Origin of the sequence: Streptomyces formicae (assembly GCF_002556545.1) — a bacterium.
In the GTDB taxonomy this organism is placed as follows: domain Bacteria; phylum Actinomycetota; class Actinomycetes; order Streptomycetales; family Streptomycetaceae; genus Streptomyces; species Streptomyces formicae_A.
In genome coordinates this window covers 4,724,541-4,738,663 of sequence record NZ_CP022685.1, presented here as the reverse complement: position 1 = coordinate 4,738,663, position 14,123 = coordinate 4,724,541, and the positions used below count along the sequence as shown (strand labels likewise).

At 71.0% G+C, this 14,123-nt stretch carries 9 protein-coding genes; 6 read left to right on the top strand and 3 right to left on the bottom strand.

Annotation, left to right across the window (positions count from 1 at the left end):
• Window positions 1-111 precede the first annotated feature (111 nt).
• The gene (locus tag KY5_RS20310) at window positions 112-1,233 is read right to left on the bottom strand and encodes a LacI family DNA-binding transcriptional regulator (RefSeq protein WP_055551272.1); all 1,122 of its coding nucleotides are present in this window, start codon (window positions 1,231-1,233) and stop codon (window positions 112-114) included.
• A 398-nt stretch (window positions 1,234-1,631) separates the two neighbouring features.
• On the opposite strand from KY5_RS20310, the gene hisC reads away from it, so the two are divergent.
• The 6 genes from hisC to KY5_RS20280 all read left to right on the top strand — a co-directional run bounded on the left by hisC (window position 1,632) and on the right by KY5_RS20280 (window position 12,183).
• Window positions 1,632-2,711 carry a histidinol-phosphate transaminase gene (gene hisC / locus KY5_RS20305; protein ID WP_098243587.1) on the top strand — a complete coding sequence of 360 codons (1,080 nt, stop codon included), beginning with the start codon at window positions 1,632-1,634 and terminating at the stop codon, window positions 2,709-2,711.
• A gap of 284 nt (window positions 2,712-2,995) precedes the next feature.
• The gene (locus KY5_RS20300; protein ID WP_098243586.1) at window positions 2,996-4,540 is read left to right on the top strand and encodes a cytochrome ubiquinol oxidase subunit I; all 1,545 of its coding nucleotides are present in this window, start codon (window positions 2,996-2,998) and stop codon (window positions 4,538-4,540) included.
• Between the two features lie 19 nt (window positions 4,541-4,559).
• Window positions 4,560-5,564 (top strand): cytochrome d ubiquinol oxidase subunit II, encoded by a 1,005-nt coding sequence (cydB, locus tag KY5_RS20295; protein WP_098243585.1) that lies wholly within the window; start codon window positions 4,560-4,562, stop codon window positions 5,562-5,564.
• Between the two features lie 74 nt (window positions 5,565-5,638).
• Window positions 5,639-9,181, top strand: coding sequence for a thiol reductant ABC exporter subunit CydD (gene cydD / locus KY5_RS20290; protein ID WP_098243584.1), 3,543 nt, complete (start codon window positions 5,639-5,641; stop codon window positions 9,179-9,181).
• An 82-nt stretch (window positions 9,182-9,263) separates the two neighbouring features.
• Window positions 9,264-11,000 (top strand): GAF domain-containing sensor histidine kinase, encoded by a 1,737-nt coding sequence (locus KY5_RS20285; RefSeq protein WP_098243583.1) that lies wholly within the window; start codon window positions 9,264-9,266, stop codon window positions 10,998-11,000.
• Between the two features lie 130 nt (window positions 11,001-11,130).
• Window positions 11,131-12,183 carry a murein hydrolase activator EnvC family protein gene (locus KY5_RS20280; RefSeq protein WP_098243582.1) on the top strand — a complete coding sequence of 351 codons (1,053 nt, stop codon included), beginning with the start codon at window positions 11,131-11,133 and terminating at the stop codon, window positions 12,181-12,183.
• A 34-nt stretch (window positions 12,184-12,217) separates the two neighbouring features.
• On the opposite strand, the gene KY5_RS20275 is transcribed toward KY5_RS20280, so the two are convergent.
• The gene (locus KY5_RS20275; RefSeq protein ID WP_418952801.1) at window positions 12,218-13,135 is read right to left on the bottom strand and encodes a Cof-type HAD-IIB family hydrolase; all 918 of its coding nucleotides are present in this window, start codon (window positions 13,133-13,135) and stop codon (window positions 12,218-12,220) included.
• Window positions 13,136-13,196: 61 nt separating this feature from the next.
• Window positions 13,197-14,120 (bottom strand): LLM class flavin-dependent oxidoreductase, encoded by a 924-nt coding sequence (locus tag KY5_RS20270; protein WP_098247373.1) that lies wholly within the window; start codon window positions 14,118-14,120, stop codon window positions 13,197-13,199.
• Between the last annotated feature and the right edge of the window lie 3 nt (window positions 14,121-14,123).

The window sequence follows — 14,123 nt, the reverse complement described above, 5'->3', positions numbered from 1 at the left end:
TGCACCAGGGGTGGTCAATCGATGCTGGACCCCAGTTCACCGCGGTTTTCTCCCGAATTGGGCAGAGGTTTCCCCGCTGGTGGGGGGACCTCTGCCCGGTCGTCCTCGGGGTCAGCCCTGGCCGGAAGAGCGGGGCGGGCTGACCGTCGTGCGCGGTGGACGTCGCTCGGACGAGGTGCGCACGATCAGTTCGGTCGGTATCACCTGCTCGACCGGACGCCCCGCGTCGAGGCCCTCGATGGCGTCGATGAGGAGCTGGACGACGGCCGTGCCGATGCGCCGCGGTTTGAGGGAGAGCGTGGTGATGGGCGGTTCCGTGGTGGCGTACACGGTGGACTCGCTGCAGCAGACGAGCAGCAGGTCGTCGGGGACGCGCAGGCCGTAGCGGCGGGCGGCGGCGAGCAGATCGGTGCCGTTGGGGTCGAAGAGGCCGTAGACGGCGTCGGGCCTGTCGGGTCTGGCGAGCAGCCGGTCGGCCGCGACGGCTCCCGCGCACGGGTCGTGGGCGGGGTACGACTCGTAGACGGGGTCCTGGCCGACGCGTTCGCACCAGCGCAGGTAGGCGGTCGTGGACAGATGGGTGTAGGTGTCCGTGGTGGTGCCGGTGAGCAGGCCGATCCGGCGTGCCCCGGCGGCCGCGAGGTGGTCGAGGATCTCCAGGACCGCGGCCTCGTGGTCGTTGTCCACCCAGGCGGTGACCGGCAGGGAGCCCGCGGGGCGCCCGTCGGAGACCACCGGCAGGCCCTGTCTGACCAGCTCGCTGACGACCGGGTCGTGGTCGGAGGGGTCGACGACGACGGTGCCGTCGAGCGCGACGTTCGACCACACGTCGACCGGGCTGCGGCGCGAGGTCGCCGGCAGGATCACCAAGGCGTAACCACGGGCGAGCGCGGCGGAGGTGGCGGCTCTGGCCATCTCCGCGAAGTACGCGAACTCGGTGAAGGTGAAAGGTTCATCCCCGTATGTCGTCACGGTCAGGCCGATGAGGCCCGACTTGCCGGTACGGAGCGTGCGGGCCGCGGCGGACGGGCGATAGCCCAGCCGTTCTGCGACCTCGCGGACGTGGCGTCGGGTGGCGTCGGGCAGCCGTCCCTTGCCGTTGAGGGCGTCGGAGACAGTCGTGATGGAGACACCGGCTGCGGCGGCCACGTCTCTGATACCCGCTCGACTCTGCCGGTTGCCCCGGCGGGCGGTCTCCGCTCGACTCACCTGGTGCTTCCCTGCTGCTGTCATGGCGAGCCGATAGTAGGGCTCATGGGGGTGGGTAGGGCGGGCGCATATTCACTCGTTGACAGGCACGTTTCTGCATGGCGCTGAGGGGTCAATGACCTTGGAATGCAAGGGAGTTGGCGCGATCAATAGGCAGCTGCACCTGATCGTCGCGCACGGGCCTGCCAAATGCGCGAGGTCTCGAAGAGGTCTCAACTCACCTTCACGAGGGATGCGCGCCACGGAGTGAGCCACCGGCGCGTGGACGAAAGCGGGGCGCTCCCCCTCTCCGCGCGCCGTCCACAAGCGGATCTCCTGAGCCCATTCGCAGCGGCGCGGAATCCTCATAAGGTGAGCAGTATTCGAACGTCGAACTGAACCGGTAGTCGAACTGAACCGGTACCGGTACGAGGAGGACTGCGGTGAGCGAGATGAGCCCGAGGCTGCGCGCCGAGCTGGAGGGTGTGCCCACCTACAAGCCCGGCAAGCCCGCCGCGGCCGACGGACCGGTGGCGTACAAACTGTCCTCCAACGAGAACCCCTACCCGCCGCTCGCCGGTGTCATGGAGAGCGCGCTCGCCGCGGCGGGGTCCTTCAACCGCTACCCCGACATGGCGTGCACGGGCCTGATGGCCGAGCTGGCCGACCGCTTCGGGGTGCCCGTCTCGCACATCGCCACCGGCACCGGGTCGGTCGGCGTCGCGCAGCAGCTGCTCCAGGCCACCTCGGGCCCCGGCGACGAGGTCATCTACGCCTGGCGCTCCTTCGAGGCGTACCCGATCATCACGCAGGTCAGCGGCGCGACGTCGGTGCGGGTCCCGCTGACCGACGGCGAGGTGCACGACCTGGACGCGATGGCCGACGCCATCACCGAGCGGACCCGCCTGATCTTCGTCTGCAACCCGAACAACCCGACCGGCACGGTGGTCCGCAGGGCCGAGCTCGAGCGGTTCCTCGACCGGGTGCCGAGCGACGTCCTGGTCGTGCTCGACGAGGCGTACCGCGAGTTCATCCGCGACCCCGAGGTGCCGGACGGCATCGAGATCTACCGCGACCGCCCCAACGTCTGCGTGCTGCGCACCTTCTCCAAGGCGTACGGTCTCGCGGGCCTGCGCGTCGGCTTCGCGGTCGCCCACGAGCCCGTGGCCGCCGCGCTGCGCAAGACGGCGGTGCCCTTCGGAGTGAGCCAACTCGCCCAGGACGCGGCGGTGGCCTCGCTGCGCGCGGAGGACGAGCTGATGGGCCGGGTCGGCTCGTTGGTCGCCGAGCGCACGCGCGTGGTCGAGGCGCTGCGCGGACAGGGCTGGACGGTGCCCGAGACGCAGGCGAACTTCGTGTGGCTGCGGCTGGGGGACCGTACGACGGACTTCGCCGCGGCGTGCGAGCAGGCCGGTGTGGTCGTACGGCCGTTCGCGGGCGAGGGGATGCGGGCCACGATCGGGGAGACCGAGGCCAACGACATCTTCCTCCAGGCCGCGGAGGCGTTCCGCAAGGAGCTCTAGCCGTCGGTGAGCGGTCGGGCCGTCGGCGAGTGCCCTGCCGTCGGTCCATGAGGTGATCTTGGGAAGGCCCCGGAGGAGCTCCTCCGGGGCCTTCCGCGTTCCGGCCACGGGGATGGCGCGTTCCCGTCGGTAAGGGGGACCCCCCTTTCGGGTGCCGACAGTCAGTACGACATAATGCTTGTGAATGTGAACGCGTTCACAAGCGTGTCCCGGTTCCTCCGGAGATCAGTGGGATAAAAGGGGCAAACTGCCGCTATGACCACGGCGAGTAAGGAGAAGACGCAGTGGACCTGGCTCTAGCGCCGGAGACCCTGGCGCGATGGCAGTTCGGCATCACGACCGTCTACCACTTCCTGTTCGTTCCTCTGACGATCTCTCTCGCCGCTCTCACGGCGATCCTCGAGACGGCGTGGGTGCGGACCGGCAAGGAGCACTACCTCAGAGCCACCAAGTTCTGGGGAAAGCTGTTCCTGATCAACATCGCGATGGGTGTCGTCACCGGCATCGTTCAGGAGTTCCAGTTCGGCATGAACTGGTCCGACTACTCGCGCTTCGTCGGTGACATCTTCGGGGCGCCGCTCGCCTTCGAGGCGCTGATCGCCTTCTTCTTCGAGTCGACCTTCATCGGGCTGTGGATCTTCGGCTGGGACAAGCTCCCGAAGAAGCTGCACTGCGCGACGATCTGGATCGTCTCCATCGGCACCGTGCTGTCGGCGTACTTCATCATCGCCGCCAACGCCTTCATGCAGCACCCGGTCGGCTACAAGATCGTGGAGCGGGACGGCACCAAGCGCGCGGAGCTCACCGACTTCGCGAAGGTGCTCTTCCAAGAGACGACCATCGTCAACTTCGCCCACGTCATCTCGGCGGCCATCCTGGTCGGCGGCGCCTTCATGACCGGCATCGCCATCTTCCACCTGCGCAAGAAGCAGCACGTCCGCACCATGCGGATGTCGATGCGGCTCGGCCTGGTCACCGCGTTCGTCGGCACCCTGCTCACCGTGATCAGCGCCGACACCCTCGGCAAGGTCATGTACGAGCAGCAGCCGATGAAGATGTCGGCGGCCGAGGCGCTGTGGGAGACCGAGAAGCCCGCGCCGTTCTCGCTCTTCGCCTACGGCGACGTCTCCAAGGGCCACAACGACGTCGCCATCGAGATCCCCGGAATACTGTCCTTCCTCGCCAAGAACAACTTCAACGCCGAGATCCCCGGCATCAACGACCTCAACAAGGAGGCGCAGGAGAAGTTCGGGCCCGGCGACTACCGGCCCAACATCCCCACCGCCTACTGGTCGTACCGCTGGATGATCGGCTTCGGCGGCGTCTCGATGGCCCTGTGCACCGCCGGTCTCTGGCTGACGCGGAAGAAGTTCTGGCTCGCTCCGGAGCACCGCACCGGCGCGGACGACGTGCCCAAGCTGATGCTCACCAAGAAGCGTGAGCTGACGCCCAAGCTCGGCACGTGGTGGTGGCGGCTCTCCCAGTGGACGCTGATCTTCCCCCTCATCGGTACGGCCTGGGGCTGGATCTTCACCGAGACGGGCCGCCAGCCCTGGGTGGTCTACGGGGTGCTCCGCACCGAGGACGCGGTCTCGCCGGGGGTCTCGCAGGGCGAGGTGCTCACCTCGCTGATCGGGTTCACGCTCATCTACGCGATCCTCGCCGTGATCGAGGTGAAGCTCCTGCTCAAGTACATCAAGAAGGGGCCGCCCGAGCTGACCGAGGCGGACCTCAACCCGCCCACCAAGATCGGCGGACCGGGCTCGGGCAAGGGCTCCGACTCCGACTCCGATGACGACGCCGACCGGCCCATGGCCTTCTCGTACTGAAGGAAGGAGCGACCAGGACATGGAACTTCACGACGTCTGGTTCGTACTGATCGCCGTCCTGTGGATCGGCTACTTCTTCCTGGAGGGCTTCGATTTCGGGATCGGCGTACTGACCAAGCTGCTCGCCCGGAACCGGGTCGAGAAGCGGGTCCTCATCAACACCATCGGTCCCGTCTGGGACGGCAACGAGGTGTGGCTGCTCACGGCGGGCGGCGCGACCTTCGCCGCCTTCCCCGAGTGGTACGCCACGCTCTTCTCCGGGTTCTATCTGCCGCTGCTGATCATCCTGATCTGCCTGATCGTGCGCGGTGTGGCCTTCGAGTACCGGGCCAAGCGGCCCGAGGAGCGCTGGCAGACCAACTGGGAACACGCGATCTTCTGGACCTCGCTGATCCCCGCGCTGCTGTGGGGCGTGGCCTTCGGCAACATCGTGCGCGGCGTGAAGATCGACGCCCACAAGGAGTACGTGGGCAACTTCTGGGACCTGCTCAACCCGTACGCGATCCTCGGCGGGCTCGTCACCCTGACGCTGTTCACCTTCCACGGCGCGGTCTTCGCCTCGCTCAAGACGGTGGGCGACATCCGGGTGCGGGCACGGAAGATGGCGCTCGGCCTGGGTCTCGTCACGGCCGTCCTCGCGCTCGGGTTCCTGATCTGGACCCAGGCGGACAAGGGCGACGGCAAGAGCCTGATCGCGATGATCGTGGCGGTGCTCGCGCTGGTCGGAGCCATCGCGGCGATCAGGATCGGGCGCGAGGGCTGGTCGTTCGCGCTGTCGGGGATCACCATCGCGGCGGCCGTGGCGATGCTCTTCCTGACGCTCTTCCCGAACGTCATGCCGTCGTCGCTGAACGCGGAGTGGAGCCTCACGGTCACCAACGCCTCGTCCAGCCCGTACACCCTGAAGATCATGACCTGGTGCGCAGGCGTCGCGACCCCCGTGGTGCTGCTCTACCAGTCGTGGACGTACTGGGTGTTCCGCAAGCGGATCGGCACGCAGCACATCGCCGACGCCGCGCACTGAGTCTGTACTGAGCTCCTGATGTTCCTGGCCGAGCTCCCGATGTTCCTGCTGGTTTCTCGGAGGGTGTGTTTCACGTGAAACCGATCGACCCGCGTCTGCTTCGCTACGCCCGCGCCACTCGCTTCTTCCTGGTGGCGGTGGTGGTTCTGGGGCTCGTCGGAGCGGGCCTGGTCATCGGGCAGGCGATGCTCATCGCCGAGATCGTGGTGGGCGCGTTCCAAAAGGGCCACTCCGTAGGCGACCTGAGCACTCCTATGGTGCTGCTCGCCGTGGTCGCCGTCGGACGGGGGCTGGTCTCCTGGCTGACCGAGCTCGCCGCACACCGGGCGAGCGCGGCGGTCAAGTCGGAGCTGCGGGGACGGTTGCTGGAGCGGGCGGGGGAGCTCGGTCCCGGATGGCTGACCGGGCAGCGGACGGGGTCGCTGATCTCGCTCGCGACGCGGGGAGTGGACGCGCTCGACGACTACTTCTCGCGCTATCTGCCGCAGCTGGGTCTCGCGGTGGTGGTTCCGGTGGCGGTGCTCGCCCGCATCGTCACCGAGGACTGGGTGTCGGCGGCGATCATCGTCGTGACGCTGCCGCTGATCCCGGTCTTCATGATTCTGATCGGCTGGGCCACGCAGAACCGGATGGACCGTCAATGGCGGCTCCTCTCCCGCCTTTCGGGGCACTTCCTGGACGTGGTGGCGGGGCTGCCCACCCTGAAGGTGTTCGGCCGCGCCAAGGCGCAGGCCGAGTCCATCCGCAAGATCACCGGCGAGTACCGGCAGGCCACGATGCGGACGCTGCGCATCGCCTTCCTCTCGTCGTTCGCCCTGGAACTGCTCGCCACGATCTCGGTCGCCCTGGTCGCGGTCACCATCGGCATGCGGCTCGTGCACGGCGAGATGGACCTCTACGACGGTCTCGTGGTCCTCGTCCTCGCGCCCGAGGCGTATCTGCCGCTGCGCCAGGTCGGTGCGCAGTACCACGCGGCGGCGGAGGGGCTCTCGGCCGCCGAGGAGATTTTCGAGGTCCTGGAGACCCCGGCGCCCACCGCCGGTACGGGGCCCGCGCCCACCGGCGCCATCGCCTTCGAGGGCGTGACCGTCCGCTACCCGGGCCGGTCGACGGACGCCGTGTCGGACGTCTCCTTCGAGGTCGGATCCGGCGAGACGGTGGCGCTCGTGGGGCCCAGCGGCGTGGGCAAGTCGACCCTTTTGAACGTGCTGTTGGGCTTCGTACGACCTGATCGCGGACGGGTCCGCATCGGGGACGTCGACCTGGCCGACGTCTCCTTGGAGCGGTGGCGGGAGCGCATCGCCTGGGTGCCGCAGCGGCCGCACCTGTTCGCCGGGACCATCGCGGAGAACGTACGGCTCGCGCGGCCGGAGGCGACCGACGCGCAGGTGCGCGATGCGCTGCGCTCGGCAGGGGCGCTGTCCTTCGTCGATGCTCTGCCCGGCGGGGCCGACACCGTGCTCGGTGAGGACGGCGCCGGGCTCTCCGCGGGGCAGCGGCAACGGCTCGCCCTCGCGCGGGCCTTCCTCGCGGACCGGCCCGTGGTGCTGCTCGACGAGCCGACGGCCGCGCTTGACGGTGGGACCGAGGCGGAAGTGGTCGAGGCGGTTCGGCGGCTTGCTGTCGGGCGGACTGTGCTGCTCGTTGTGCATCGGCCTGCGCTTTTGGCTGTCGCCGGGCGGGTTGTGCGACTCGATGTCCCCGTGAGCGATGCTCGGAGCCGGGGGTTGTGCCCACCCTTCCCCAAGCTCTCGGCTTCGCTCGAGCAGGGGAGGCCCCACTCGCCCAGCGGCACGATTGCCCACAACGGCGACGACCTTGCCGCTCAGCCCGGTGAGTCGGAGACCGCTGCTCCCGGAGGGCGGGTGCTCGCCCGGGTGCGGCATGCCGCGCGGGCCCGGCGGGGGCAGTTGGCGCTGGCCCTGTTGCTCGGGGCCCTCGCGCTCGGCAGTGCCGTGGGGCTCATGGCCACCTCAGGGTGGCTGATCTCCAGGGCGTCGGAACAGCCGCCCGTGATGTACCTGATGATCGCCGTGACGGCGACCCGCGCCTTCGGCATCGGCCGTGCCGTCTTCCGGTACGCCGAGCGCCTCGTGTCGCACGACGCCGTGCTGCGGATGCTCGCCGACACCCGCGTCGCCGTCTACCGGCGCCTGGAACGGCTCGCCCCCGCCGGCCTGCGGGGCACCCGGCGCGGCGACCTCCTCTCCCGCCTGGTGGCCGACGTGGACGCGCTGCAGGACTACTGGCTGCGCTGGCTGCTGCCCGCGTCCGCCGCGGCCGTCGTGAGCGCGGGTGCCGTCGGCTTCACCGCCTGGCTGCTGCCCGAGGCGGGCGCCGTGCTCGCCGCGGGCCTGCTCCTCGCGGGCGTCGGCGTGCCGCTGGTGAGCGGCGCCGTGGCCCGGCGCGCGGAGCGGCGCCTGGCCCCCGCGCGCGGGGCGCTGGCCACCCGCGTGGCCGACCTGCTCACCGGCACCGCCGAGCTGACCGTCGCCGGTGCGCTGGCGCGGCGTACGGCCAAGGCGCGGGAGTCCGACGCCGCGCTGACCCGGATCGCCTCCAGGGGCGCCACCGCGACGGCACTCGGCGACGGCCTCGGCGCCCTCGTCACCGGCCTCACGGTCGCCGCGGCCGCGCTGGTCGGCGTGCAGGCCGTGCACGACGGACGGCTCGGCGGCATCACCCTGGCCGTCGTCGTCCTCACGCCGCTCGCCGCCTTCGAGGCGGTGGCGGGTCTGCCGCTCGCCGTGCAGTACCGCCAGCGGGTCAGGAAGAGCGCTGAGCGCGTCTACGAGGTCCTCGACGCTCCCGTGCCCGTCCCCGAGCCCGCCGAGCCCGTACAGGCGCCCTCGACGCCCTTCCCGCTGCGGGTCGAGGGACTGCGCGCCCGCTACGAGGGCCAGGACGCGGACGCGCCCGCGCTCGCGGGCGTGGACCTCACGCTGGAGCGGGGGCGGCGGATCGCCGTGGTCGGGCCCTCGGGGTCCGGCAAGACGACGCTCGCCCAGGTGCTGCTGCGGTTCCTCGGGTCCTACGAAGGGACGTACACGCTCGGCGGCACGGACGCGGCCGCGCTGGACGGCGACACCGTGCGCGGGCTCGTCGGTCTGTGCGCGCAGGACGCGCACATCTTCGACAGCTCGGTGCGCGAGAACCTGCTGCTCGCGAAGCGGGACGCCACCGACGCGGAGCTCCGCGACGCCCTGGTCCGCGCGCGCCTGGACGACTGGGCCGACTCGCTGCCCGACGGCATCGACACGCTCGTCGGGGAGCACGGGGCGCGCCTCTCCGGAGGACAGCGTCAGCGTCTCGCCCTGGCCCGCGCGCTGCTCGCGGACTTCCCGGTACTCATCCTCGACGAGCCCGCCGAGCACCTGGACCTGCCGACCGCCGACGCGCTCACCGCCGACCTCCTCGCCGCGACCGAGGGCCGTACGACGCTGCTGATCACGCACCGGCTCGCCGGGCTCGACGCGGTGGACGAGGTGCTCGTCCTCGACGCGGGCCGGGTCGCGCAGCGCGGCGCGTACGCCGAGCTGGCCGCGCTCGACGGGCCGCTGCGGCGGATGCTGGAGCTGGAGCGGGCGGCGGACCTGCTGACGGCGGGGGCGCGCTAGCGGGCTGGAGGAGGCGTGCCGGTGGGCTGGAGACAAGGGCCTCGACTTTCCCCTGCAAATAGGACTTACTAGGCTCAAAGACATGTCAGCACCAGCGGCCTCCGCCGACTCACCGTTCCCCGACGGCACACCGGACTCGGCGGAGGCAGCGGCGCGGGCCACCCGCAGCCTGCAAGGGCTCTCGCCCGAGCTGACCTCACGGGTGCCGCAGCTGCTCGAAGCCATGCGGTCGGTCGGCACGGGCCTCGAACTCCACACCACCCTGGACCGCATCTGCGAGACCGCCGCCGAGCTGGCCGACGCCCACTACGCGGCGATCGGCGTCGTCTCCGAAGACGGCGAAGGGCTCTCCGACTTCGTCTACTTCGGCATCGATCCCGAGACGGCCGAGCGGATCGGGCGGCTGCCCGACGGCCACAAGGGACTGCTCGGCGCCCTCATCCACCAGCCCACGACGCTGCGCCTCGCCGATCTCTCCGCCGACCCGCGCTCCTGCGGCTTCCCGCCCCACCATCCGCCGATGCGGTCCTTCCTCGGCGTTCCCATCCGGGTCCAGGGCGAGATCTTCGGCAACCTCTATCTGACCGAGAAGCGCGGCGGGGCGGAATTCAACGACTACGACGTGCACATGGTCCGCGTACTCGCGACGGAGGCGGGCATCGCCATCGGAAACGCACGCCTCTACGAAGCCGCCAAGCAGCGGGAGCGCTGGATCGACGGCTCCGTGGCGGTCACCACGGCCCTGCTCTCCGGCAGCGACGCCGAGGAGGCATTGGCTGTCGTCGCCGAGCAGGCGAGGCACCTGGCGGACTCGGCCGCGGGGATCGTGCTGCTGCCCGACGAGGAGGGCGGCATGGAGATCGTCGCCGTCTCCTCGGACGATCCCGGCGGGGCGCTGGGCGTGATCGTCCCTCCGGAGAGCCGCATCGTCAGCCAACTGCTCGAAGGGCAGGCCGTCTTCATCGACGACGCGGCGACCGACCCGCGCGTGATGACCGACCTGGCGCGCCACTACGGACCCGTCATGATGCTGCCGTTGCAGAGCGACGGCCGGGTGCTCGGGACGCTCGTGACGCCACGCGCGCGTGGGGGACGTCCGTTCAGCGAGGCCGAGCGGACGCTCGCCGCGCAGTTCGCCTCGCAGGCCGCGCTCGCCCTGATGATGGCCGACGCGCAGCGCGACAGGGAGCGGCTCGCGGTCTACGAGGACCGGGACCGGATCGCCAGGGACCTGCACGACCTCGTCATCCAGCGGCTCTTCGCCACCGGCATGATGCTGGAGAGCGCCCAGCGCAGGTCCGTGGTGCCGGAGGTGCAGGTCGGCGTCGGCAAGGCCGTCGACGAGCTGGACGTGACGATCCAGGAGATCCGTACGGCGATCTTCGCCCTCCAGCAGGGCCCTGCCGAGGCCCCGTCCGGGCTGCGTACGCGGGTGCTCCGCGAGATCAACATGGCCGCGGTGCCGCTCGGCTTCAAGCCCTCGCACCACTTCGTGGGGCCCGTCGACACCGTGGTCGGCGAGCTCGCGGGCAAGAACCTCATCGCGGCCCTGCGGGAGGCGCTGTCCAACGCGTTCCGGCACGCGCGGGCCGCCCGCATCGACGTCGTCGTCGACTCCTCGGTGATCCTCCCCGACGGGCAGCAGGGGGTGCGCCTGACCGTCGCCGACGACGGCGTGGGCATCGCGGAGGGCGGCCGGCGCAGCGGCCTGAAGAACCTCAAGAGGCGGGCGGAGTCGCTGGGCGGCGACAGTTGGTACGGGCCCGGCATCGGCGAGGACGGCGGCGGCACGACGGTGGTGTGGCAGGCGCCTTACTGAGTCGCGCCTCTCCGTAGTGCCGAGTGGAGCCTGTTCGGCGGTATGCGCGTGGGCCGTACGGGGCACCGTGCCCCCCGAGTGCACGAGTCGCGCAGGAACCATGCCGCCAGGGCGGGCAACGATCCCTGACATGCCCTTGAGCCCCCCGAGCCGCCACCGCCGTCCGCACCCGCTCCTCAGCGTGTCGGTGCTGCTGTGCGCGCTGCTGGGCCTCACGACGCCCGCCGCCGCGTCCGAGGGCCCGAGCACGAGCGCCGAGGTGGCACGCCTCTACGAAGAGGCGTCCGCCGCGACCGCCCGCTACGAAGAGGGCCGTCGGACAGCCGGTCTGCAACGGGCGAGGATCCGGAGACTGGACCGGCTCCTCGCCGACGAGCGGCACGACGTGGCCGTGCTCCACGGCGATCTGGGCCGGATGGCCCGCGCCCAGTACCGCTCCGGCGGCGGCCTGCCCTACACCGCCCAACTGCTCCTCGCCGACAGCCCCGACGACCTGATGCGCGGCAAGCAGGCCCTGTTGCAGGCGGATCTCGCCGTGAACAGCGCCGTCGCCAAGACCCGGCGGGCCGCGGCGAGGCTCGCGGTCGCCAAGCGCAGGGCGGACCGCGCCAAGCGCTCCCTGGACCGGCGCAACGTACGCCTCGCGCGGCTGAAGCGCGGCATCGAGGCCAAGCTGGAGTCGGCGCGCTGGACCCTCCAGGGCGAGGCCGACCGGTCCGTCACCGCGGGCAAGTGCCGGGGCGCCGTACGCATGGAGCAGCCCGCGACACGTCCCACGCGCGCGTGGGTGACGCCCGTGGAGACGTACGAGCTCTCCGCGGGCTTCGACAGCGCGGGCGAGCGCTGGGCGCACCGGCACACGGGGCAGGACTTCGCGGTCGGCATCGGCACGCCCGTGCGGGCGGTCGGCGCGGGCCGGGTGGAGAGCGTGTCGTGCGGCGGGGGCTTCGGGATCGAGATCGTGGTGCGGCACAAGGGCGGCTACTTCACGCAGTACGCCCACCTCGCGGCCGTCGGCGTCGACCAGGGGGACCGGGTGCGCCCCGGGCAGTGGATCGGGCAGACGGGCACGACCGGCAACTCGACGGGGCCGCACCTGCACTTCGAGACGCGGCTCACGCCCTATCTGGGCTCGGGCGTGGACCCGCGCGCGTGGCTGGCCGAGCGGGGCGTCAGGATCTAGCCGTGCCTCCGGTGTCCAGCCGGTCCACCAGGACCTAGCCGTGCCGCCGGTCCGCGAGGATCTGCTCGATGACGACCGCGACGCCGTCCTCGTTGTTGGCGACGGTGCGTCCCGACGCGGCGGCGACGACGTCCGGGTGGGCGTTGCCCATCGCGTACGACGTGCCCGCCCAGGTGAGCATCTCGATGTCGTTCGGCATGTCTCCGAAGGCGACGACTTCCTCGGGCGTGATGCCGCGCTCCGCGCAGCACAGCTCCAGGGTGCTGGCCTTGGAGACGCCGGGGCCGCTGATCTCCAGGAGGGCGCTCGGGCTCGAACGGGTGACCGTGGCGCGGTCGCCGATGGCCGCGCGGGCGACGACCAGGAACTCGTCGGGCGCGAGCTCCGGGTGGTGCGCGAGGACCTTCAGGACGGGCTGGTCCGCGACGGCGGAGTCGTCCGGGTCCGCCGCGAGCAGCTTCTCGGCGGGCGCGACGCTCTCGCCGGGCTCCATGTGCAGCGGGGGGTATGTCTCCTCGTGGTGGAGCCCGCCGGTCCGCTCGATCGCGAAGGACGTGCCGGGTGCCGCGGCCCGCAGCCGCCGCACCACGTCGAGGGCGGTCTCCCGCTCCAGTTCGCGCAGCTTCACGAAGCGGTGCGCGCCGGGGCCGCCGTGCAGATCGACGACCGCGGCGCCGTTTCCGCAGATGGCGAGGCCGTGACCGTGGACGTGGTCGCTGACCACGTTCATCCAGCGGGCCGGGCGGCCGGTCACGAAGAACACCTCGATCCCGGCCTCCTCGGCGGCCGCGAGCGCGGCGACGGTGCGGTCGGAGACCGACTTGTCGTCGCGCAGCAGCGTGCCGTCCAGGTCCGTGGCGATCATCCGGGGCCGCGGCCGCGGACCGGACGGGGCGAAGGCGTCCGGGGCGGTGGCGGCCGGGGGCTGGGGCCGAGGGGTAGCTGAGGTCACGCCACGGATTGTCCCGTACCTCTGTGCACGGTCGTGCGCTGGGGCGCACAGGTGAGTGCGGTCAGGCCGCTGTGGCGCCGCCCGACACCTGGGCGGGCGCCTCCATGGCGATCCGCTCGAACACCTTCTCGTCCGCCCCGAAGTACGTGCCGGGCAGCGGCCAGTGGATGACGATCTCGTTGAACCCCAGCTCGGCGTGGCGGCCCGCGAAGTCGACGAAGGCGTCGAAGGAGTCGAGCGGGCTGTCCGGGGTGAAGCCGGTGAGCAGGACCTTGTCGAGTTCGGCGACGTCGCGGCCGATCTCGTCGCAGGCCGCGGCGAGCTTGTCGGCCTGTCCACGGATGGCTTGAAGTGACTGCTCCGGAGTGCCGTTCTCGAAGAGCTTCGGGTCGCCCGTGGTCACCCACGCCTGTCCGTGGCGGGCGGCGAGCCGCAGTCCGCGCGGTCCCGTGGCGGCCACCGCGAAGGGCAGCCGGGGGCGCTGGACGCAGCCGGGGATGTTGCGCACCTCGCTCGCCGAGTAGTGCGTGCCGTCGTGGGAGACGACGTCCTCACAGAGCAGGCGGTCGAGGAGCGGCAGGAACTCGCCGAAGCGGTCGGCCCGCTCGCGCGGGGTCCAGGGCTCCTCGCCGCTCGGGCGCAGCGCCGTGGCGTCGAAGCCGTTGCCGCCCGCGCCGATGCCGAGGGTGATCCGGCCGTTCGAGACGTCGTCGAGCGTGATCAGTTCCTTGGCGAGCGTCACCGGGTGCCGGAAGTTGGGCGAGGTGACGAGCGTGCCGAGGCGGAGCCGCTCGGTGGCGGCCGCGGCGGCGGTCAGCGTCGGGACCGCGCCGAACCAGGGCCCGTCGCGGAAGGTGCGCCAGGAGAGGTGGTCATAGGTGTACGCGGTGTGGAAACCGAGCTCTTCCGCGCGCTGCCAGCGTTCCCTGCCGCCCTCGTGCCAGCGGAGTACGGGAAGGATCACGGTGCTCAGGCGCAGGTTCATGTG

Coding starts and splice junctions, on each gene's coding strand:
- KY5_RS20310 (WP_055551272.1), bottom strand. CDS start 1,233: ATGACAGCAGCAGGGAAGCACCAGGTGAGTCGAGCGGAGACCGCCCGC.
- cydB (WP_098243585.1), top strand. CDS start 4,560: ATGGAACTTCACGACGTCTGGTTCGTACTGATCGCCGTCCTGTGGATC.
- KY5_RS20285 (WP_098243583.1), top strand. CDS start 9,264: ATGTCAGCACCAGCGGCCTCCGCCGACTCACCGTTCCCCGACGGCACA.
- KY5_RS20280 (WP_098243582.1), top strand. CDS start 11,131: ATGCCCTTGAGCCCCCCGAGCCGCCACCGCCGTCCGCACCCGCTCCTC.
- KY5_RS20270 (WP_098247373.1), bottom strand. CDS start 14,120: ATGAACCTGCGCCTGAGCACCGTGATCCTTCCCGTACTCCGCTGGCAC.